The sequence below is a fragment of the Micromonospora sp. CNZ297 genome (genome assembly GCF_007827625.1).
Genome location: NZ_VISU01000002.1, coordinates 107,877 through 129,168 on the forward strand (window position 1 = coordinate 107,877; position 21,292 = coordinate 129,168).

Annotated in this window: 15 protein-coding genes; 7 read left to right on the plus strand and 8 right to left on the minus strand. The window is 72.6% G+C overall.

The features are described 5' to 3' along the window. Nucleotides 1–16 precede the first annotated feature (16 nt). From FB454_RS03870 to FB454_RS03895, 6 genes are all read right to left on the minus strand, one after another. Complete coding sequence (locus FB454_RS03870; RefSeq protein ID WP_049794844.1) at nt 17–1,771, minus strand: substrate-binding domain-containing protein; 1,755 nt, start codon at nt 1,769–1,771, stop codon at nt 17–19. Between the two features lie 177 nt (nt 1,772–1,948). Next, a complete protein-coding gene (locus tag FB454_RS03875) occupies nt 1,949–2,983 on the minus strand; it encodes a lactonase family protein (protein WP_186461518.1) in 1,035 nt (344 codons plus the stop codon). A 101-nt stretch (nt 2,984–3,084) separates the two neighbouring features. Further along, entirely contained in the window at nt 3,085–3,687 is a 603-nt protein-coding gene (locus FB454_RS03880; protein ID WP_047890560.1) for a GTP-binding protein, read from the minus strand. Beyond that, the gene (locus FB454_RS03885; protein ID WP_120573470.1) at nt 3,668–4,057 is read right to left on the minus strand and encodes a DUF742 domain-containing protein; all 390 of its coding nucleotides are present in this window, start codon (nt 4,055–4,057) and stop codon (nt 3,668–3,670) included. Before FB454_RS03885 ends, FB454_RS03880 begins: the two co-directional genes overlap by 20 nt. Beyond that, nucleotides 4,047–4,469 carry a roadblock/LC7 domain-containing protein gene (locus tag FB454_RS03890; RefSeq protein ID WP_013288181.1) on the minus strand — a complete coding sequence of 141 codons (423 nt, stop codon included), beginning with the start codon at nt 4,467–4,469 and terminating at the stop codon, nt 4,047–4,049. Before FB454_RS03890 ends, FB454_RS03885 begins: the two co-directional genes overlap by 11 nt. Continuing rightward, nucleotides 4,469–6,817 carry a nitrate- and nitrite sensing domain-containing protein gene (locus FB454_RS03895; RefSeq protein ID WP_145752838.1) on the minus strand — a complete coding sequence of 783 codons (2,349 nt, stop codon included), beginning with the start codon at nt 6,815–6,817 and terminating at the stop codon, nt 4,469–4,471. Before FB454_RS03895 ends, FB454_RS03890 begins: the two co-directional genes overlap by 1 nt. Before the next feature lie 303 nt (nt 6,818–7,120). Between FB454_RS03895 and FB454_RS03900 the strand changes: the two genes are divergently transcribed. From FB454_RS03900 to FB454_RS03920, 5 genes are all read left to right on the plus strand, one after another. Beyond that, the gene (locus FB454_RS03900) at nt 7,121–7,720 is read left to right on the plus strand and encodes a hypothetical protein (protein ID WP_013288183.1); all 600 of its coding nucleotides are present in this window, start codon (nt 7,121–7,123) and stop codon (nt 7,718–7,720) included. A 13-nt stretch (nt 7,721–7,733) separates the two neighbouring features. After that, entirely contained in the window at nt 7,734–8,810 is a 1,077-nt protein-coding gene (locus tag FB454_RS03905) for a hypothetical protein (protein ID WP_145752841.1), read from the plus strand. Nucleotides 8,811–8,935: 125 nt separating this feature from the next. Beyond that, a complete protein-coding gene (locus FB454_RS03910) occupies nt 8,936–10,594 on the plus strand; it encodes a sodium:solute symporter family protein (protein ID WP_013288185.1) in 1,659 nt (552 codons plus the stop codon). Between the two features lie 17 nt (nt 10,595–10,611). Then, the gene (locus FB454_RS03915) at nt 10,612–10,935 is read left to right on the plus strand and encodes a hypothetical protein (protein WP_013288186.1); all 324 of its coding nucleotides are present in this window, start codon (nt 10,612–10,614) and stop codon (nt 10,933–10,935) included. 74 nt (nt 10,936–11,009) lie between these two features. Further along, entirely contained in the window at nt 11,010–11,393 is a 384-nt protein-coding gene (locus tag FB454_RS03920; RefSeq protein WP_013288187.1) for a hypothetical protein, read from the plus strand. A 108-nt stretch (nt 11,394–11,501) separates the two neighbouring features. Here the strand turns inward: FB454_RS03920 and FB454_RS03925 are convergent, their stop codons facing one another. Next, nucleotides 11,502–13,310, minus strand: a complete 1,809-nt coding sequence (locus FB454_RS03925; RefSeq protein ID WP_013288188.1) for a glycoside hydrolase family 6 protein — start codon at nt 13,308–13,310, stop codon at nt 11,502–11,504. Between the two features lie 648 nt (nt 13,311–13,958). Between FB454_RS03925 and FB454_RS03930 the strand changes: the two genes are divergently transcribed. Beyond that, nucleotides 13,959–15,197, plus strand: coding sequence for a hypothetical protein (locus FB454_RS03930; RefSeq protein ID WP_486481514.1), 1,239 nt, complete (start codon nt 13,959–13,961; stop codon nt 15,195–15,197). 79 nt (nt 15,198–15,276) lie between these two features. Further along, nucleotides 15,277–16,056, plus strand: a complete 780-nt coding sequence (locus FB454_RS03935) for a class F sortase (protein ID WP_145753062.1) — start codon at nt 15,277–15,279, stop codon at nt 16,054–16,056. A gap of 64 nt (nt 16,057–16,120) precedes the next feature. Here the strand turns inward: FB454_RS03935 and FB454_RS03940 are convergent, their stop codons facing one another. Beyond that, nucleotides 16,121–21,184, minus strand: a complete 5,064-nt coding sequence (locus FB454_RS03940; protein WP_145752845.1) for an NAD-glutamate dehydrogenase — start codon at nt 21,182–21,184, stop codon at nt 16,121–16,123. Nucleotides 21,185–21,292 lie beyond the last annotated feature (108 nt).

Genomic DNA, 21,292 nt, shown 5'->3' on the forward strand with positions numbered 1-21,292 from the left:
AACGCTGAGCTTCAGGTCAGCGGGGGGCGGGCGGCCGCAGCGCGATCGCCCGGAGGAAGATCTCGCCGATCTTGCTGGGGTCGGTGGTGACGAAGGCGCCACCGCCGGTGACCTTGGTGATCGACTCCAGCTCGGCCCGGTTCACCTCGGTGCCGATGCCGATGATGATGACCTGGACCGGCTGCTCGTCGTCCTTCAGCTTGTTCAGCTGGTCCAGCAGCGCCTTCTGCGAGATGCCGTCGTCGTCCTCGTTCTTGCCGTCGGTGAACAGCACGATCGAGTTGACCTTGCCCGGCTCCCAGTCCTGCTGCACCTTCTTGTACGCCGCGAGCATGGTGTCGTACAGGCCGGTGTTGCCGCTGGAGGGCTTGATCGAGGCCAGGCCGCGCTGGAGCGAGCCCCGGTTGCTGGACAGAGGCTTTATTCCGACCAGCTCGCTCCAGTCCTGCGAGCCCTGGAGGTTGGTGGAGAACGTCCAGAGGCCGATCGACCAGGAGTCGTCGAACAGCCCGAGGCCCTGGCTCGCGGCGGCGACTGTGACCTGCTCCCGGCTCGCGCCGTTGGCGGTCGCGACCGGCTTCTTCATCGAGCCGGACACGTCGATGACGCAGAGCATCCGGCCCGACTGGGTGGCCACCGACCAGGTCGTGGTCGCGGTCGAGATGGCACCCGGGTCGAGGTCGGCCGCGCCGCCCTGGCCCGACGGCGGCACCTGGCTCGCGCCGCCGTTGGCCGGGCTCGGTGCGCCGGTCGGCGCCTGGAAACCCCGGCCCCAGTTGCCGTCCGGCGCGCGCAGCGCCTGCGAGGCGAGCCGGTCCTTGAAGCCCGGCGTACGCAGGACCTCGAAGAGGACCCGGGCGGCGGACGCCTTGGTCGGCTCGATGCCGGGCAGCACCGCGAACGGGTAGTCCAGCGGGATCGGCGCCGGCTCCAGGTAGAGCGCGGCGAGCCGGATCGGCGGCTTGGTGCTGTTGTAGGCGATCACGTCCTCCTCGGACAGCGCCGCCGCCCCCAGCCCGTTGGCGATCGCCGTCGGGTCGGACGAGCGCGGGAACCGCGCGAGGAGGTCCTGCCGCAGCGAGGAACGGTTGGTCGCCAGCGCCCGCAGTGCGCCGACCATCGCCTCCTGCGCCTTCGGCGAGCCGGACTCGCCGGTGGAGCTGGCCGCGGCGGTCAGCGACAGCAGGCCGGACAGGCCGGCCGCGTCCTGGGTCGGCTCGACGATCCCGGCCCGCAGCGGCTTGCTGGCGGTGACCTGGGTCAGCAGGTCGGACCAGCGGAGCTTCTTGTCCGGCCACCCTATGCGCGAGGCCACCGGCTCGGGCAGCGCCACCACGACCGGGCTACGGGCGATCGAGGCGCCGTTGGTCGGCGCGAACGCGCTGGCCCCGCCGCTCTTGAGCCGGACCAGCCAGGTCGACGAGTCCGGCACCCAGACGTCGGGGGTGACAGCGGTGCCGCTGGCCTGCCCGACGCCGGCGAGCGTGGCGCCGTGCTTGCTCGCCACCGCGGCGGCCACCTCGACCGACTCGGACGAGGAGACGTTCACCGCGATGCAGGTCCCGCCCACCGCCGCACCGTCGGCGACCCACTGGTCGGCGGCGGCGCGCACCGCGGGGGCGATCTCCGGGGCGGTCGCCACCGACAGCTCGATCCGGCCCGAACAGTTCGGGCCGGCCAGCTGCTGGTAGCCGAACCAGGAGCCGGCTACGACGGCGACCAGGGCGGCCGCCACGGCGGCGGCACCTGCTCCGCGGAGGTGAGAACGCATGCGATGGCGGCCAGACACGGTGACCATCTTGCGTACCTCGTGGGGTTACCACCACAACCGTTCGGACGAAAGTTACGCAGCAGAAACAGTTGATCAGCTAACTCATACGCTAAGTTACTGGTCAGTCATTTATGGTGATGTCAATCCACTTCGGACCGCCAATTGGTAACCGTCCGGTCACGGTAGGACGCACGTCGGGCTCGCCACCGGCACCGGCTCCCCCACCGGCTCGGGCACCCCGCCGTCCGGATCGACCCGGAAGATCCTGATCATGTCGGCCCGCTCGTCGGCCACGTACAGGTGCTCACCGGCGAACGCGAAGTGCCGCGGCCACTCACCGCCGGTGTCGACCTCGGCCACCAGCTCCGGCGCGGCGCCGTCCAGCGCGAAGACAGCGATCGTGCCCACGCCGCGGTTGCCCACGTAGAGGAAACGCCCGCCCGGCCCGACGGCCACCTCGGAGGGCTGGACGTGGCCGGTCCGGCCGCTGGCGTCGACACGCGTCGACTGACGCGGCCCGTCCGGCGTCAGCTCGTACGCGGTGACAGTGGCGTCCAGCTCACCGACGAGCCAGCAGCGCCGCCCGTCCGGGTGCCGGGCGAGGTGCCGGGGACCGGTCCCGGGCGCCGTCCGCAGCCGGGGCTCCCGCTCGGCCAGCCGGCCGGTGGACGCTTCGACGTCGTACCGGTAGACGGAGTCGGTGCCCAGGTCGACCGCGAGCAGCCCACCCCCGGCCGGGTCGGGCGAGACCATGTGGCAGTGCGCGTGCTCCTGCCGCTGCGGGTCGGCGCCGTGCCCGGAGTGCCGGACCAGGTCGGTGCGCTCCCCCGGCACGCCGTCGGCGTCCAGGCCGAACACCGCCACGCTGCCGCCGCCGTAGTTCGCCACGAACAGGTGCCGCCCGTCCGGGGCGACCGCCAGGTGGCACGGCTCCGCGCCACCTGTCTCGCGGACGCCCAGCGGCGTGAGATCGCCGTCCGGGGCGAGCCGGAACGCGCTCACCAGCCCGTCGGGCAGCTCGTTGCACCCGTACAGCACCGGCAGCGCCGGATGCCGCACCAGGAACGACGGCGACGGGGCGACCGCCACGACGCCCAGCGGGGTCAGTTCCCCGGTCGCCCGGTCCCGCCGGGCCGCCACGACGCCCTCGGCCCGCCCACCCGTCTCCGCCGTGTAGCCGCCGATGTGGACGATCTCGTCCTGCCCGGTCACCGCTCCCACCTCTCGTCGGTCCTGCCTGCGATCCAACCAGAGGCTTCCCGGTGGCGCGCCCGGTCAGTCCCGCCGGGCCCGACGGATCGGGCGCGGGGTGCTCAGCCCACCGGCACCGGCTCGCCGCGCTGCCGCGCCACGTGCTCGACCAGCGAGATCAGCACCAGCTTGCCGGACTGCCGCTCCCGCGCGTCGCAGAGCACGAGCGGGACGTCCGGATCCAGGTCCAGGGCGTCGCGGACCGCCTCCAGGCCGAACCGGCGGGAGCCCTCGAAGCAGTTGACGCCCACCACGAACGGGATGCCCCGCTGCTCGAAGTAGTCGATCGAGGGGAAGCAGTCGGCCAGCCGCCGGGTGTCGGCGAGCACCACCGCGCCGAGCGCGCCGAACGCCAGCTCGTCCCAGAGGAACCAGAACCGGTCCTGGCCCGGGGTGCCGAACAGGTAGACCTGGAGGTCGTCGTTGATGGTGATCCGGCCGAAGTCCATCGCCACCGTCGTCGTCGACTTCTGCTCGACCCCGGAGACGTCGTCGGTGCCGAGCCCGGCCCCGGTCAGGACCTCCTCGGTCTGCAACGGCCGGACCTCACTCAACGCGCTGACCAGCGTCGTCTTTCCGGCGCCGAAGCCACCGGCGATGAGGATCTTCAGAGCCAGCGGCACCCGGGGCGCCCCCGGCTCCCGGTCATAACGCACGGAGTCCACTGACCACCGCCTTGAGGATGTTGTCGTCGGGCAGGTACGCGGTGGCCGGTGGCCGGTGCACCGCGACGAGCTCATGGGCGAGAAGGTCGCCGAGCAGCACCCGGACCACGCCCACGGCGAGGTCCAGGTCGGCGGCGAGGTCGGCCACGGCCTTCGGCCGCCGGGCCAGCTCGATCAGGCGGCGGTGCTCCGGCTGGAGCCCGGGCGTGCCGGCCGGGTCCGCGCCGGGGGCGGCGAGCACGAACGCCAGCAGGTCGAAGCCGTCGACGGGTGGGCGTACCCGGCCGCCGGTGAGCGTGTACGGGCGCACCACCGGGCCGGCGTCGGCGTCCAGCCACTCGTGCTGCGGCCCCGGCGACTCAGCGCGCATCGGTCCGCTCCCCCGCCACCCGGCTCGGCGCGGCCAGGTTCTCCCCGACCCGGATGACGAGCATCGCCATCTCGTACGCCACCAGGCCGATGTCGGCGTCGGCGTCGCTGGCCACCGCCAGGCAGGCGCCCTGCCCGGCGGCGGTCACGAACAGGTAGGCCGACTCCATCTCCACCACCGTCTGGCGGACCGCGCCGCCGCCCAGGTGCCGGGTGGCGCCCTTGGCCAGCCCGGAGAAGCCGGACGCCAGCGCGCAGAGGTGTTCCGCGTCGGTCCGGTCCTGGTCGGTGGAGGCGCCGAGCAGGAGCCCGTCCGCCGAGAGCACCACCGCCTGGCGGGCGGCGGGAACACGCTCCACCAGGTCGTCGAGCAGCCAGTCGAGATCGGCGTTCTGCCGCGTCGTGTGCACCACTAGGCGTCCCTCTCAGTCGCGGTTCGTTGGTCCGGCGCCGGCGGGGCGGGCTCCACGGCCGGCCCCGCGGTGGTGGACGGCGTACCGGTGTCGCGCGGTTCGGTGGCGGGGGTGGCCGGGCCGGTTCCGGCGGCGCGGGAGCCGTCCCGGCGTCCGCGCGCGGTGCCGGCCTGCAACGCGGACATGGCCCGGCGGGCCTCCTCCGGGGTGCGGTGGGCCGGGGTGTCGGCGACCGCCGCGCGGGGTCGCGCGGTCGCGCCGCGGCGCCGGATCCGGCGAGGCAGGCCGTCGCCGTCGGCGGGTGGCTCCACGGTCGAGGCGCGGGCCGACTGCAACGGGACGACTGTGTTCTCCGACCGGTCCCGGCCCGGCCGGGCCGGCCGCCCCGGCCGGGGCACAGTGGTCAGGCGGGTCACCTTGGCCAGGCGCCGCCGTTCCGGCCCGGCGGAGGCGTCCGCGCCCACCGGCGGCTCGTCGGTGATCAGTTCCGACGGTACGAACACCGCGGCGACGATCCCGGCCGGGCGGGACGGCCGCAGCTCCACCCGTACGCCGTGCCGGGCGGCCAGGCGCGCCACCACGAACAGTCCCAGCCGGGCGCTGCCGGCCGGGTCGAACTCCGGCGGCTCGGCCAGCTTGCGGTTGGCCTCGGCCAGGGCCGGCGCGGACATGCCCAGCCCCCGGTCGGTGATCTCGATGGTGTAGCCGCCCGGGACGCTCCGGCCGGTGACGTCCACCCGCGTGCCGGGCGGGGAGAACGCGGTCGCGTTCTCGATCAGCTCGGCGAGCAGGTGGATCACGTCGCCGACGGCCCGGCCCAGCACTCCGGCGGATGCCACCTCGCCCACGTCGACCCGGTCGTACGCCTCGACCTCGGAGATCGCGCCGCGCATCACGTCGACAGCGGCGACCGGGCGCCGCCAGCCGCGTCCGGGCGCGGCACCGGCGAGGATGACCAGATCCTCGGCGTGCCGCCGCAGCCGCGTCGCCAGGTGGTCGACCTGGAACAGTCCGGCCAGCTCGTCCGGGTCCTCGGTACGCCGTTCCAGCCGGTCCAGCAGCGCCAGCTGCCGGTGCACCAGCCCCTGGCTGCGGCGGGCGAGGTTGAGGATCACCTCGTTGAAGCCCCGGCGCAGCGTCACCTCGTCCACGGCGGCGCGGACAGCGGTCCGGCGCACCTCGTTGAAGGCGCGCGCCACCTGGCCGATCTCGTCGCCGCCGTGGTCCAGCTCGGGCGCCTCCCGGGCCACGTCGACCTCCTCGCCCCGGCGCAGCCGCGCGACCACGTCGGGCAGCCGGCGTTCGGCCACCTCGGTCGCGGCGGCGCGTACGCCGGTCAGCCGCTGCGCCAGCGACCGGCCGACCCGCAGCGCCACCAGCACGCACACCACGATCGCGATCAGGCCCAGCACACCGGCGGCGGCGAGCTGCGCGAGGATCCGGGTGGCCATCGGCACCGACCGCTCGGCCAGGGCGTCCGCGCCGCGCAGCTCGAAGTCGCGCAGGCTCTGCCAGACCTCGGCGTGACCGGTGTCCCACGCCCGCATGTCGAACCGGGCGGGCAGCGCGGACGAGCGGATCAGGCTGTCCTGGAGCGCGCGCAGCTTGAGGAACCCGGCGCCCTCGGTCATCCGCTGGTACGCGGTCCGCTCCCCCGGCGGCAGGTCGGCGACCGCGATCTCAGCCAGGAAACGCTGGTTCTCGACTGTGCGTACCAGTTGCTCGTGCTCGCCCTCGGCGTACCGGCCCGCGGTGACGGCGCCGGCCAGCAGCGCGTCGGCCTGGCCGAGCAGCTCCCGGGAGCGACCCAGCGCGGTGAGCGCCGTCGCCTCCCGGTTGAGCTGCGCGTCGGGCAGCGCGGCCATCGCGCCGAACGCCTGGAACGCCGAGCCGATCATGCCGCTGTAGAGCCCGACGGCGCCGGCCCGGTCGACCTTCCGGTCGTCGATGAAGGCGCGCCCGGCGGGCAGCGCGTCGAGCGCCGAGACCAGTTGGTCGAGCCGGTTGTCGAGCTGGGCGTCGGCGACGTCGCGCAGGTCCCCGCCGTCGACCTTGCGGCGCAGCTCGACGATCGCGTCGTCGGTGCGTACCCGCTGCTCGGTCAGCTCGGGGAGGGCGCGGTCACCGGCGAGCTGGACCACCGACAGCCGCCGCTCCCGTTGCAGCTCGGCCACCACGGCCTCGCCGGGACGACCCAGGTCGTAGAGGAGGGTACGCGCGGAGAGCAGGTCGAGCGCAGGCCCGAAGGTGAGCGTGGTGGCGAAGATCCACAACGCCAGCAGCCCGGTCACCGGGCCGATGACCAGCGCGGTCAGCTTGGCGCGGATCGGCCAGTCACGGGTGTTCAATCAGACCTCGCCCGGGAAGGTGTCGCTCGGTGGCGCCGGCAGCGGCCGTCACGTTCGCCGGCCACGACGCCGGGCCCCGGCCCGGACGCCTTGGGCAGGATACGTAATCCGGGGCGGATGCACTACCGGCCGTCTCGGCTCTCGCTACGGTCCGAGACGGGCAGGAGGGCCTCAGTCGGACATCGGCCCGGCACCGGACGGCGGTCGCGACATCGCGCCTTTTCCCGGCCGGGGCGGAAAGTACGGCACAACGGGATTGGCGATCACCCGCGCGAGGGAATACCAGCGTGCGAAGGAGGAGCCATGTCGTCCACCCAGGTAGTCGTCATAGTCATCGTCGTCGCCGTCATCGCCGCGCTCGTCGCGGTCGCCGTGGTCGCCAGCCGCCGCCGGGCGCTGCGCGAGCGCTTCGGCCCCGAGTACGACCGGGTCGTCGCCGAGCAGGACAGCCGCAGCGCCGCCGAGCGTGAGCTGCGGGAACGCGAGCGCCGGCACGCCGAGCTGGAGCTGACCCCGCTGAGCCCGGAGTCCCGGGCCCGCTACGCCGCCGCCTGGGAGGAACTCCAGGTGCGCTTCGTCGACTCCCCCGCGGAGACCGTCGGCGAGGCCGACGAGCTGGTGAGCCGCCTGATCGCCGAGCGCGGATACCCCACCGGGGACTTCTCGGACCAGATCGCCCACCTCTCCGTCGAGCACGCCCGCACCCTCACCCACTACCGCGACGCCCACGAGATCCGGCAGCGCAACGAGCGCGGTGAGGCCGGCACCGAGGACCTCCGGCAGGCGCTCGTGCACTACCGAGCTCTCTTCGCCGACCTGCTCGGCGAGGAGCCGGTGCCCACGTCCACGCAGCAGCCGGAGCAGCGCCACCCCGACCACGACCACGACGTCCCGAGCCGCTGAGGAGGCCGCCGCCATGCGCCAGGAGGAACAGCAGGTCACGCAGGACCACCCCGAGGCCGTCCGGTCCGCACCGGTGCCGGTGCCGCAGCCGGGTGAGCACACCGACGCCGGCCGGCGCGACGCCGACCGGGCCGACGTACCCGAGGACGCACTGGACGACCGGGGCACCTTCGACGACCCGGCGGTCGCCGACGAGCGGCGCGACGCCGAGGTCGACGAGACCCGCGCCTACGACGCCGGGGAGCTGCGCGACGCGGCCGACCGGACCGACGACGACGGGCGGGCCCCGTACCACGAGCCGGCGCCGCTGCCGACGGCGTTCGGGGCGGCCACGGTGGGCGACGCGGTCGCCGCCTCGGCCCTGGCGGGCGGTCGCCCGCAGGACGAGCGCGACGCGCGCGACGAGGACACCGCGGCGCCGGGCGACGGCGCGCCGGGACGTACCGACCCGCTGGACGACGAGCGGGCCGACCCGACGGCCGGGGACCGCCTGCACGACCGCGACCGCTGGGACGCCGAGCACACCGACGGCGACGGCCGGGACGACCGAACCGGCGACGACGTGGCCCGGGACGACCGCGTGGTCGACGGCGTCCGCCGGGACGACGCGGTCGCCGACGGCGCGGTCGGGTACGGCAGCGCCGAGCCCGGCCTGGTCGACCCGGACGCCGAGGCCGTCCCCGCGGCCGACGGCGCCGACCGGCGGCACGACCGGGTGGACACCGACACCGCCACCGCTGCGGCGGGCGCGGCAGCCGCCGGCGCGGCCGGCACGGCGCTGTCCGGCGCGGAGCGGCCCACGCCCGGCGCGGTACCCGCCGACGCGGCGACGCTGTTCGCGCCGGAGGCCGCGCAGGGTTTCCGGGACCGCTGGCGCGACGTGCAGCTTCGCTTCGTGGACGACCCGCGCGCCGCGGTCGGCGAGGCGGAGTCGCTGGTCGAGGAGGCGATCGAGGCGCTCTCCACCGCCCTGCGGGAGCAGCGCACCCGGCTCGGCGCCTGGCAGGAGTCCGGCTCCACCGACACCGAGCAGCTCCGGGTGGCCGTACGCGGCTACCGCGACTTCCTGGACCGCGTGCTGGGCCGCTGAGGAACCGCCACGAAGCCCCGGCCGGTGACCGGCCGGGGCTTCCGCGTACCCGGACCGAACAGCAGGTATGAAACCTCGCAATCCGGGTAGGTGCGGGCAGCGGTGCACACGAGGGGAGCACGGGCATGGGCGGCGGCGGCCTGCGGTTGAACATGAACGCCCTGGACTATCTGATCCTGGCGCTCTACTTCGTCACGGTGCTCGGCGTCGGTTTCGCCGCCCGGCGCGCGATCCGTACCAGCGTGGACTTCTTCCTCTCCGGCCGCTCGCTCCCCGCCTGGGTCACCGGCCTGGCGTTCGTCTCGGCCAACCTGGGCGCGCTGGAGATCATCGGCATGGCCGCCAACGGCGCCCAGTACGGCATCATGACGGTGCACTACTACTGGATCGGCGCCGTGCCGGCGATGGTCTTCCTCGGCATCGTGATGATGCCGTTCTACTACGGCTCCAAGGTCCGCAGCGTCCCCGAGTACCTGCGGCTGCGCTTCAACCGCCCCACCCACCTGCTCAACGCGATCAGCTTCGCTGTCGCGCAGGTGCTCATCGCGGGCGTGAACCTCTACGCGCTGGCCCTGATCATGCAGGCGCTGCTGGGCTGGCCGCTCTGGTTCGCGATCATCGTCGGTGCGGTGATCGTGCTGGCGTACATCACCGTCGGCGGGCTCTCCGGCGCGATCTACAACGAGGTGCTCCAGTTCTTCGTGATCATCGCCGGTCTGGTGCCGATCACGGTGATCGGGCTGGTCAAGGTCGGCGGCGTCAGCGGCCTGATGGACGCGGTCCGCGACTCCAGACTCGGCGAGGCCGGACTGCACGCCTGGGAGGGCACCGGCAGCACCGGCAACCCGCTCGGCGCGCACTGGCTGGGCATCGTGTTCGGCCTGGGCTTCGTGCTCTCCTTCGGCTACTGGACCACCAACTTCGCCGAGGTGCAGCGCGCCCTGTCCGCACGGAACATGAGCGCCGCCCGGCGTACGCCGATCATCGCCGCGTACCCGAAGCTGCTCATCCCGGCGGTCACCGTGATCCCCGGCCTGATCGCCCTGGTCACCGTGAAAGGGCTGGGCGCCGACGAGGGCGACCTGGTCTACAACAACGCGATCCCGCTGCTCATGCGCGACCTGCTGCCCAACGGCGTCCTCGGTATCGCGGTCACCGGCCTGGTGGCCTCGTTCATGGCCGGCATGGCGGCGAACGTCAGCGGGTTCAACACCGTCTTCACGTACGACATCTGGCAGGCGTACTTCCGGCGGGACCTGCCGGACGAGCACTACGTGAAGGTGGGCCGGATCGCCACCGTCGGCGCCGTGGTCATCGGCATCGGCACCGCGTTCATCGCGGCCGGGTTCAGCAACATCATGAACTACATCCAGGCGCTGTTCTCGGTCTTCAACGCGCCGCTGTTCGGCACGTTCATCATCGGCATGTTCTGGCGGCGGATGACGCCGCTGGCCGGGTTCTGGTCGCTGCTGTCCGGCACTGTCGTCGCCACCGCCACGTACCTGCTCTACAAGGGCGGCGTGATCAGCTTCAACTCCGACCTGGAGGAGAGCTTCTGGGGCGCGGGCCTGGCCTTCGCCACGGTCGCTGTGGTGGCCGCGATCGTCACGCCGCTGACCCGGCCGAAGACCGACGACCAGCTGACCGGGCTGGTGTACGGCCTCAGCGACACCACGCTCGCCGACGACTCGCTGGCCGGCGACACCGCCTGGTACCGCTCCCCGGTGCTGCTCGGCGTCGTCGCCGTGATCCTCGCCGCCCTGTTCTACATCCCGGTCTTCTGAAGGAGGGGACGCACGCCATGGCAGACAACGCGGACCGCCACTACCAGGGCGGCGAGGCGCACGACCCGCTGGTCGACGAGACCGAGGACGCCCGGGAGGAACGCTCCGCCGCGGCCCGGCTGTTCGACATCCGCCGGGTCATCGGCGGCCTGTTCGTGGTGTACGGGCTGATCGTCGGCCTGATGGGGCTGTTCGACACGTCCGCCGAGATCGACAAGGCGCAGGGCGTCCGGATCAACCTGTGGGCCGGCGCGGCGATGCTGGTGTTCGGCCTGCTGATGCTGCTGTGGCAGCGGCTGCGCCCGACCGAGACGCCGGAGCCGCACCGCGACGAGTCCTGACCCCTCCGCCCGCATGGCGCGGCCCGCACCGGGTAGGCCACGGGGATCACGCGAAGGGACAGGAGGGCAGCAGCATGACCGATCGTGACCGCGGTGGCGAGCGGCCGCTGGAGGAGACCCCCGAGGTGGCCGCGGCGGTGGACGACGACAGCACGGTGCCCCAGTTGCGCAACGACGGCACCGACCCGGACAACCCGACCTTCACCGAGCCCGACGGCGCGGTGCCGGACACCGGGTCGCCGAACCTCATCGGTGACCCGTACGCGGCCGGGACCGGCGCGACCGGCACCGGTACCGGCGCCGCCCCGGACGACATCCGCACCGGCGCCGAGCAGCCCTGGGATCCGGAGGACCTGGTGCAGGCCCGGGGTCAGGACGTGACGCCGGAGAACCTGGAGCGGGCCCGCCGCGACCTGGCCGAGCTGGGCCGGGCGGCGATCGAGCGCACCGTTCCCTGACACCGGAACGGCCGAGGGCCCCTGGCCGACGTGGGCGTCGACCAGGGGCCCGGGGAACCCGTGCGGCGGTGCCTCACTCCCGCCGCCGCGGGTGGCCCTCACCGCGGCTCAGGAGAGCGGCGGGTACGCGTTCTGCATGAGCTGCTGGAACTGGGCCGGGAACCACGCGCCGGAGATCGGCGCGTCCGGCAGGGCGCCGGACATGCTGTTGCCGTTGCGGGCGTTACCGGTGTAGGTCGGGTCGCACATCCGGTCGAAGCCCTTGCCCTCGTTGTTCGGGATCTCCTTGCTGGAGCCGTCCGACTCACCCGGGGGCTTCACCCAGACGTAGGCGTCGATCCCGGTCTCCGGGTTGGCCCGCGGCCGCTCGCCGAGACCCGCGCCGGCCTGGTTGCACCAGTTGCCGGCGTGAATGCGCCGGTCGACCCGGCCGCCGTCGACGTAGGCGTCCACGCTGGTCATGGGGCCCGGGCCGGTGGGCCGGGCGGAGCCGCCCCAACCGTTACGGGAGGTGTCGATCAGCATGCCGATGTTGCTGTCGAAGCCGACCGAGACCAGCTTCTGCCGGAACGCCTGGGCGAACGACAGCTCGTCGACGTACTGGTTCCAGTCGATCCACTTGGACTGCCGGACCGTCTGGCCGTTCACCGAGTCGGTGACCTTGACGTACGGCTCCTTCAGGGCGGAGTAGTTCGCCGTGTTGACGATGAAGCCCTGCACGTTGGCGACGGTGCTGCCGGACGCGACGGCGGCGGCCTTGAGCTGGTCGGCGACCGGGCCGAAGTTGCTGTCCCAGCCGATCCAGCCGTGGTGGGCGGCGTCGATGTAGTTGTAGACGTTGCCGATCGCGCCCAGCTTCGCCAGGGCGTAGCCGACACCGTTCACGTACGCGCCGTTGGCCTTCACCGTGTCGCACATGACCGTGCCGCCCGGGTTGCCCGAGGTGTTGGTCACCAGGTTGGGCAGCGAGTCGATCTCGATGATGTTGACGATGCGCAGGTTCCGGTACTTCGAGTCACCCTGGATCGCGGCGATCGGGTCGATGTACTCGGCCTTGTAGCGGGGCAGCTCGTCCGGGCCCAGCTCGCCGTTGGAGGCCAGCGCTGCGCAGTCCCGGCCGGGCAGGTTGTAGATGACGAACTGGATGTAGCCGGCGCCCTGGGCGAGCGCGGCGTCCAGGTGGTCACGGACGCCCATCGCGCCGTTGGAGCTGCTGTCCGGCGTGCCGTTGATGGCGGCGATCCGGTCGATCCAGACCGCGGTCGGGTTGTTCGACACCCGGCTGCCGCCGGACACCGATTCGGCCTTGGCCTTCCACTCGGGGTTCACGTACCCCTTCACACCGACGTACGGGTTGTCGACCCGCTGCCCGGGCGGCGGGGTGCTCGTCGGCGGCGTCGAGGTCGGCGGGGTCGACGTCGGCGGCGTGCTCGTGGGCGGCGTGCTGGTCGGCGGCGTGCTCGTCGGCGGCGTGCTGGTGGACGGCGTGCCGCCGTTGCACACAGTGCCGTTGAGCGTGAACTGGGTCGGCTTCGGGTTGCTGCCGCTCCAGGAGCCGTTGAAGCCGATGGTGGTGCTGGCGCCGCTGGCGAGCGACCCGTTGTACGACTCGTTCTGCGCGGTGACGTTCTGGCCGCTCTGGGACCACCTCGCGGACCAGCCGTTCACCACCCGCTGCGAGCTGTTCGGGAAGGTGAAGCCGAGGTTCCACGAGCTGAGCGCGTCACCGATGTTCTTGATGGTCACGGTGCCGGTGAATCCACCGGGCCAGTCGCTGGTCGTGTACGTCACGCTGCACTGGGTGGCGGCCTGCGCCGCGGTGACCGGGAGGGTCACCAGTCCACCGGCTACCAGGACGCCGGCGCCGGTGAGCGCGAGCGTCCGGTTCCGGCCGGACAGCCTTCTCCACAGATTCATGCCACTGATCTCCTTGGGCGAGACCGGATCCGCGTACGGCCCGGCGCAAATGGCGGCGGCAGTCGTCCTGCGGGAACGACCGTGCGCGCCACGGGTTTCTTCGGGGGACGCCCGACCCGGACGGGCGTTGTGGGGGTGGTGGTGCCGACCGGTCCGCAGGACCGGCCGATGGAGCCGGACGTCGGCCGGTGGTGCCGGCTGCCCTCGACGTCTGAGCTCGCGGTGTGGCTCCCCGAACCGCGTGCAGCGATTCTCGCATGGGAGCGCTTCCATGGCAATGGCTCGATACGCCTGCCGCCCACCCTACCGGCGCCCGGCGCCACCACACCCCCACTCCCCGCCGCCCACCGGCGCCCTTCAGCTCGGGTGGAACGTCATGGGTGTCAAAACGACCCGGAGACACCCATGACGTTCCACTCGGTACGCGGACCGCGCGGAGGGGCGCCGACAGCACGAGTGGGACCGGCGTCGCGGGACCGCCGTGGAGAGCCTGATCGGCGCTACCGGTCGGGCAGCACGCGCCGGGGCCACATCACCGGCAAATCCCTAAAAGCGAATCTTTCCCCGGATAAGTCGCGAAAAGGTCTAACGTCAGCCTTAGCTCGACTGACGTCGGGCTCAGGACGAACAGGGATGGAGACGCTGGTCATGGCTAAGAAGATGCTCGGGAAGGTGGTCGCGGGCGCCGCCCTCGGCGGAGCCGGCCTTCTCGCGTTCACCCCGGGAATGGCCTACGCGGGCGGGCACGACGAGGGCAAGGTCATCGCCAAGCCCCACGTGGTGAAGGCGGGGGACACCGTCGAGCTGCTCGCGATCTGCTCCGAGCCGCAGAAGCACGCCACCGTCTGGTCGAAGGTGACCGGCAAGGTCGACCTGCACCCGGCCCGCGACGGCGAGCACGGCGACTGGGCCGACCGCGGCGGCGACTGGGGCGGCGACCAGGACTGGGGCTGGGACGACAAGGGCCCGGACGGCAAGGACGACCACGGCAAGGACGACCACGGCAAGGACGAGCACGGCAAGGGCCCGGACGGCCGCGGCGAGCCGGGCGGGGAGGGGCACGGCCCGGACGGCAACGGCCCCGGCGGCAGCGGTCCGGGTGGGAACGGCCCCGGTGGCAACGGCCCGGGTGGCGACGGGCCGGGCGGGAACGGGCCGGGTGGCGACGGCATGCCGCAGCCTCCGGCGAACCAGCCCCAGCCGCCCGCCGGCCAGCCGGAAGGGCAGCCGCAGCCGGGTGGCGCGGGCGCCGGCGCGGCCGTCGACCCGGGCGACTGGCAGGGGCACGACGAGTACGGCCAGGACGCCGAGCCGGGCTGGGAGAAGGAGAAGGCGGGCGCGCCGGACTGGACCAAGGACGAGCACGGCCCCGACGGCAAGGACCGGTACGGCAAGGACGCCAAGGACGAGCACGGCAAGGACGACCGTGGCGGCCGGCCGGACGACAAGGGCAAGGACGGCAAGGACGAGCACGGCTCCTGGCAGGACGGCAAGGACGACTGGCAGGGCGGCAAGGACGACTGGCAGGGCGGCAAGGACGACTGGCAGGCGAGCGGAGGCGCCTGGCAGGAGGACAAGGGCGACTACGGCAAGGACGCCGAGCGCGACTACGGCAAGGACGAGTGGGAGCACGGGAAGGACTTCGTCTACTACGGCGAGGCCACCGTGTCGCACGACGCCCGGCCGGGCCGGTACGAGCTGCGGGGCACCTGCGGTGAGGGCGAGCTGGTGGTCCTGCCGCGCGGTGGGGTCGACGGCGGCGACGGTGGCATGACGACCACCGGCGTGGACCGCAACCTCGCCACCGGTGGCGCGGGCATGATCGGCGCCGCGGCGCTGGGCGGCCTGGTGCTGCTGCGTCGGCGGCGGGCCGGTGGCCTGGTCTGACCGGACGACGACCCGGGCCGGCGGCCGTCACGGAAGTCCGTGGCGTGCCGCCGGCGCGGCCGTCGTCGTCCTGCTCGCCATGGCCGGGGCCGGTCTGATCGGCGCGTCCGTACGGACCGCCCCGACACCGTCCCCACCGCAGCCGATCTCGCAGGCGGCTCCCGTCACCACCGACCCGCTGAGCGATCCCCCCGGCGCCTACGCCGACCCGGACGCCGAGGGCCAACCCGCACCGGGCACCACCGGCCAGTCCACACCGGGCGGCACCGGCCAGCCGGCAGCGGACGCCGCCGGGGGCGGCCCGGCGACGCCGGGCCCACTGACCGGCGCACCCGGCGCCACCCCGGGCGCCGCAGCCGTCCCGGGCACCCCGGACACGACGGGCGCCGCCCCGGCTCCACTTCCCCGGTCGGCGCCGGTCACCATCTCGATCCCCCGCATCGGGGTGCAGGCGCCGATCATGTCGCTCGGCACGAACCCGGACGGCACGGTCCAGGTGCCCCCGCTGGACCAGGCCATGAACGCCGGCTGGTACTCCCCCGGCGCCAGCCCGGGCGAGGCCGGCAACGCGGTGATCGTCGGTCACGTCGACTCCGCCCAGCTCGGCCCGGCGGTGTTCTTCAACCTCGGCGCGCTGGTGGCGGGCGACACGATAGTGGTCGCCCGGCAGGACGGCTCGTCCGCCACGTTCACCGTGCGGGAGGTCGCGTCGTACCCGAAGACCGCCTTTCCCGCCGCGCAGGTCTACGGTCCGTCGGACGTCCCGGCCCTGCGCGTGGTGACCTGCGGCGGGGTGTTCGACAAGACGGCCGGGAGCTACCTGAACAACATCGTCGTCTACGCCCCGATGACCAGCTGAGGGCGGGAACGGCAGTGGCCCGGTGGTCGGGGAACCGACCACCGGGCCACTCGTGCGTCAGCGGTCAGGCCGCCGCCGAGGTCCGGACCAGGGTACGGATCTGGCGCAGCAGCACCGACAGCGCGGACAGGTCGGCGCGGGACTCGTCGAACTCCCCCATCGCCCGGTGCGCCCGGTGGATCGAGGTGGCGTTCGCCTGCTCCCACTCCTGCACCCGCTCCACCGGCGGCACGTCCTCCGGCGTGGACCCGAGCACCTCGGCGGTGAGCGCGGCCAGCGCGGCGTACAGGTCGTAGCGCAGCGCCATCCGGGCCAGCGTCTGCCACCGGTCCTCGCGGGGCAGCAGGGAGATCTTCGACAGCAACGCGTCGACCCGGAACCGGTCGGAGAGCACGAAGTAGACCGAGGCCACCTCGCTCACGTCCCGCCCGGTGCCCTGCGCCGTCTCCACGATGTCCAGCAGGCCGAAGCTGTACATCAGGCGGGTCGCCTGCTCGGCCAGGTCACGCGGCAGCCCGCGCTCGACCAGCGACTCGATGTGCGCCGCGATGGCCTCCCGCTCGGTGCCCCAGAACCGGTTCTCCAGGTCCGGCAGGAGCCGGGCCACACCGTCGCGCAGCCGGGCGATCTCCGCCGGCACGTCGATCGGCGAGCGCCGGTTGGTGACCAGCCAGCGCACCGCGCGGTCGAGCAGCCGCCGGGTGTCCAGGTAGACGGCCGTCTGCAACTCGGGCGAGACCTTGTTGTCCAGCGCCTCGACCGCGTCCCACAGGTCGCGCAGGCCGAACACCTCGCGGACCACCACGTACGCCCGGAGCACGTCCGCAGCCGACGCCGCCGTCTCCTCGACCACCCGGAAGACGAACGAGATGCCGCCCCGGTTGATCGCCTCGTTGACGAGGACGGTGGTGACGATGTCCCGGCGCAGCCGGTGCCGGCCCATCCGCTCGGCGAAGCGCTGCCGCAGCGGCGTCGGGAAGTAGTTGACCAGGACGTCGGTCGTCCACTCCTCGTCCGCCAGGCCCTCGCCGACGATCTCGCGCTCCAGCACGATCTTGACGTACGCGAGCAGCACCGCGAACTCCGGCGCGGTCAGGCCGCTCTCGGTGCGGACCGCCAGTTCCTCGTCCGACGGCAACGCCTCCAGCGACCGGTTCAGCGCGCCGGACCGCTCCAGCTCGTTGATCATCCGCCGGTGCACCGGGAGCAGCGAGGCGGCCTGGGCCTGGGCGTTGTTGAGCGCCCGCGCCTGGTCGTAGTTGTCCCGCAGCACCAGCTCGGCGACCTCGTCGGTCATCTGGGCCAGCAGCTCGTCGCGCTCCGGCCGGTCCAGCTCGCCGTCGGCCACGGCCGTGTTGAGCAGGATCTTGATGTTGACCTCGTGGTCGGAGCAGTCCACACCGGCCGCGTTGTCGATGAAGTCGGTGTAGATGCGGCCGCCGGTCGAGGCGTACTCGATCCGGCCCTGCTGGGTGAAGCCCAGGTTGCCGCCCTCGCCGACCACCCGGCAGCGCAGGCTCTTGCCGTCCACCCGGATGGCGTCGTTGGACTTGTCCCCCACCTCGGCGTTGGTCTGGCTGGACGCCTTGACGTAGGTGCCGATGCCGCCGTTCCAGAACAGGTCGACCGGCGCGGTGAGGATCGCCTTCATCAGCTCCTGCGGGCTGATCTGCGTGACGTCCTCGTCGAGGCCGAGCACCGCGCGGACCTGCGGCGAAACCGGCACCGACTTCGCCGTACGCGGGTAGACGCCGCCGCCTTCGGAGATCAGCTCGCGGTCGTAGTCCTCCCACGACGAGCGCGGCATGTCGAACAGCCGCTTGCGCTCCTCCCACGACCGGGCCGAGTCCGGGTCCGGGTCGAGGAAGATGTGCCTGTGGTCGAACGCGGCCACCAGCCGGATGTGCCGCGACAGCAGCATCCCGTTGCCGAACACGTCACCGGACATGTCGCCGACGCCGACCACAGTGAAGTCCTGCGTCTGGGTGTCGTGCCCCAGCTCCCGGAAGTGCCGCTTGACCGACTCCCAGGCGCCCCGGGCGGTGATGCCCATCTTCTTGTGGTCGTAGCCGGCCGAGCCGCCGGAGGCGAACGCGTCGCCCAGCCAGAAGCTGTGCGCCTCGGAGATCTCGTTGGCGATGTCGGAGAACGTCGCCGTGCCCTTGTCGGCGGCCACCACCAGGTACGGGTCGTCGCCGTCGTGCCGGACCACGTCCTCGGGCGGCACGATCTCGCCGCTGACGATGTTGTCCGTGACGTCGAGCAGCGCGGAGATGAACTCCTTGTAGCAGATCACCGCCTCGTCCCGGTCACCCGGCTTCTGCTTGAGCACGAAGCCGCCCTTGGCGCCGACCGGCACGATCACGGCGTTCTTCACCATCTGCGCCTTGACCAGGCCGAGCACCTCGGTCCGGAAGTCCTCACGCCGGTCGGACCAGCGCAGGCCGCCTCGGGCCACCGGCCCGTAGCGCAGGTGCACGCCCTCGAACCGGGGCGAGTAGACGAAGATCTCGAACTTGGGCCGCGGCGCCGGCAGGTCCGGGATGGCCTGCGGGTCCAGCTTGAACGCCACGTACGCCTTGGGCCGCCCGCCCACCGGCTTCTGGTAGAAGCTGGTACGCAGCGTGGCCTGGATCAACGTCAGGTACGACCGCAGGATGCGGTCCTGGTCGAGGCTGGCCACCTCGTCCAGCGCCTCGCCGATCGCGTCGACCAGTTCGCCGCTGCGCTGCCGCCGCTCGTCGAGCGTGATGGCGCCCGGGGCGAACCGGGTCTCGAACAGCTTCACCAGCAGTTCCGCGATCTGCGGGTACGCGATGAACGTCTGCTCCATGTACTCCTGGGAGAACACGGTGCCGGCCTGCCGCAGGTACTTCGCGTACGCGCGCAGCACGACGACCTGCCGCCAGGTGAGCCCGGCCCGGAGCACCAGCTCGTTGAAGCCGTCCACCTCGGCCTCGCCCCGCCAGGCGGCGGCGAAGGCGTTCTCCACGTGCGGACGCACCTCGGCCAGGTCCTGGTGCCGCTCGGGCAGCTCCAGACCGAAGTCGTAGAGCCAGATCCGGCCGTCGACGCGCTCCACCTCGTACGGGTGCTCGTCGACCACCTTCACGCCGAGCGAGTGCAGCACCGGCAGCACGGCGGAGAGCATCATCGGCTCGCCGTACCGGTAGACCTTGAACCGCACGTCCATCGCCTCGTCGGCGTCGGCGGCGCGGGCCGCGTACGGACGCGGCGGCGCCTGCTTGCGGAACAGGTGCATCTCCAGCTGGCCGGGCTCCTCCAGCAGCTCCAGCTTCGCCAGGTCCTTCATCGCCTCGTACGGCGTGTGCCCGTCCTTGTAGCCCTCCGGGAACGCGTCGGCGTACCGGGCGAACAGGTGCTTGGCCTGCTCGTCGCCGAGCTTGCGTTCCAGCACCAGCCGGTAGTCGTCGTCCCAGAGGCGGGTCGCGTCGGCCAGCTCCTCGGCGAGCAGGTCGGCGTCGATGTCGCCGGGCGGGTTGTTCGGGTCGGTACGCACGATGAAGTGCACCCGGGCCAGCATCGACTCGGTCACCCGCGTGGTGTAGTCGACGCCGACGCCGTTCAGCTCACGCAGCAGGATGTCCTGCATGCGCAGCCGGTTCTGCGTGGTGAACCGGTCCCGCGGCAGGTAGATCAGGCAGGAGATGAACCGCCCGTACGCGTCGCGGCGCAGGAACACCCGCAGCTGCCGGCGACCCGCCATCCGCAGCACGCCGATCACCGCGTGGTAGAGGTCGTCGGTCTTGATCTGGAACAGCTCGTCGCGCGGGTAGGTCTCCAGGATCTGCAACAGGTCCTTGCCGGAGTGGCTGCGCAGGCTCAGGCCCGAGCGGTCGAGCACCTCGGCGACCTTGCGCCGGACCACGGGCAACTCCTGCACGCTGGTCCGGTACGCGGCGGTGGAGAACAGGCCCAGGAAGCGCCGCTCCCCGACCACCTCACCGGCCTCGTTGAAGATCTTGAAGCCGATGTAGTCGAGGTACGCCGAGCGGTGCACAGTGGCACGCGAGTTGGCCTTGGTGATGATGAGCAGGCGCTTCTCCAGCACCTTCTCGTGCGCCTCGGGCGTCATCGAGTTCAGCGACCGGGCCTCCGGCGAGTCGGAGCGCAGGATGCCCAGCCCGGTGCCGAGCACCGCCTCCAGGGCCTGCCCGCCGCGCGCGCCGTCGGTGTCGACCAGCCGGTACTCCCGGTAGCCGAGGAACGTGAAGTGGTCGTGCGCCAGCCAGCGCAGCAGCTCCACCGAGTCGGTGATGTCCTTCTCCGGCACCGGCGGGCGGTTGTCCGACGTCCGGGCGGCGGCCAGCTCGTCGGCGAGCGCGAGGGCCCGCTGTCGCATCTTCGGCCAGTCCTCGACCGCCTCGCGCACGTCGGTGAGCACCCGCTGCAACTCGCGCCGCAACGTCTCCCGCTCGGCCGGGTCGCGGACCGGGTCGATCTCGATCCGCATCCAGCTCTCGACCAGGTCACCGGCGATCGCGTCGTCCGGCTCCACGTCCGCCGACACCTCGGTGAGCCGGCCCAGCGGCTCGCGCCGCACCACGACCAGCGGGTGCACGAGCAGGTGCACGTCCAGGTGGCGGGAGTTCAGCAGGGCGGTCACCGAGTCGACCAGGAACGGCATGTCGTCGGTGACGATCTCCACGACCGTGTGGTGCTGCTCGGCGTCCGGCTCGTGGATGCGGAGCTTCAGCTCGCCCGGCACCCGCTGCTGGGCCAGGTCCCGGTGGGCCCGGGCCGCCTCCAGCATCTCCTCGGCGGTGAAGCCGATCAGCTCCTCGTCCGGCGCGAACCGCCAGAAGCGGTCCACGAGTGTGGCCGCGTCGTGGTCGTCGCCTGCCAGCGCGACCGCCTGGGCGACCAGCCGCTCCGCGTTGGGAACGGGCTCGTCCAGCTCGGCGTCCTCCGACTCGTCGGCCAGTGCCTGCGCAGGCAGGCCCAGGTCGTAGAGGGTGTCGATGCTGGAACCGGTCATCCCGGTCACTCCTGTGTCGAGACGGCTGAAACCGTCTCCGTCGGTCGCCGAATCGAAGCTGTCGTCGTCCCGGCCGGTGTCAGCCTGCCGGAGGTCGGGTCCCGGTTTGATCGCCGGACGCCGGTCCATCGGTGCCACTCCCCTCGACCCACCGCGTTGTGGGTCACTCTGCCGCCCAGCCTAGGCCCTACCGCGCGGTACCTCCCGCGGCGGACCACTGGCCGGACGTCCGGATCG

Bases quoted from the DNA above. Each gene is read 5' to 3' on its own strand.
- FB454_RS03930 (WP_486481514.1), top strand. From the start codon at position 13,959: ATGGCTAAGAAGATGCTCGGGAAGGTGGTCGCGGGCGCCGCCCTCGGC.
- FB454_RS03900 (WP_013288183.1), top strand. From the start codon at position 7,121: ATGTCGTCCACCCAGGTAGTCGTCATAGTCATCGTCGTCGCCGTCATC.
- FB454_RS03915 (WP_013288186.1), top strand. From the start codon at position 10,612: ATGGCAGACAACGCGGACCGCCACTACCAGGGCGGCGAGGCGCACGAC.
- FB454_RS03870 (WP_049794844.1), bottom strand. From the start codon at position 1,771: ATGCGTTCTCACCTCCGCGGAGCAGGTGCCGCCGCCGTGGCGGCCGCC.
- FB454_RS03910 (WP_013288185.1), top strand. From the start codon at position 8,936: ATGGGCGGCGGCGGCCTGCGGTTGAACATGAACGCCCTGGACTATCTG.
- FB454_RS03920 (WP_013288187.1), top strand. From the start codon at position 11,010: ATGACCGATCGTGACCGCGGTGGCGAGCGGCCGCTGGAGGAGACCCCC.
- FB454_RS03885 (WP_120573470.1), bottom strand. From the start codon at position 4,057: ATGCGCGCTGAGTCGCCGGGGCCGCAGCACGAGTGGCTGGACGCCGAC.
- FB454_RS03925 (WP_013288188.1), bottom strand. From the start codon at position 13,310: ATGAATCTGTGGAGAAGGCTGTCCGGCCGGAACCGGACGCTCGCGCTC.
- FB454_RS03905 (WP_145752841.1), top strand. From the start codon at position 7,734: ATGCGCCAGGAGGAACAGCAGGTCACGCAGGACCACCCCGAGGCCGTC.
- FB454_RS03940 (WP_145752845.1), bottom strand. From the start codon at position 21,184: ATGGACCGGCGTCCGGCGATCAAACCGGGACCCGACCTCCGGCAGGCT.
- FB454_RS03935 (WP_145753062.1), top strand. From the start codon at position 15,277: ATGGCCGGGGCCGGTCTGATCGGCGCGTCCGTACGGACCGCCCCGACA.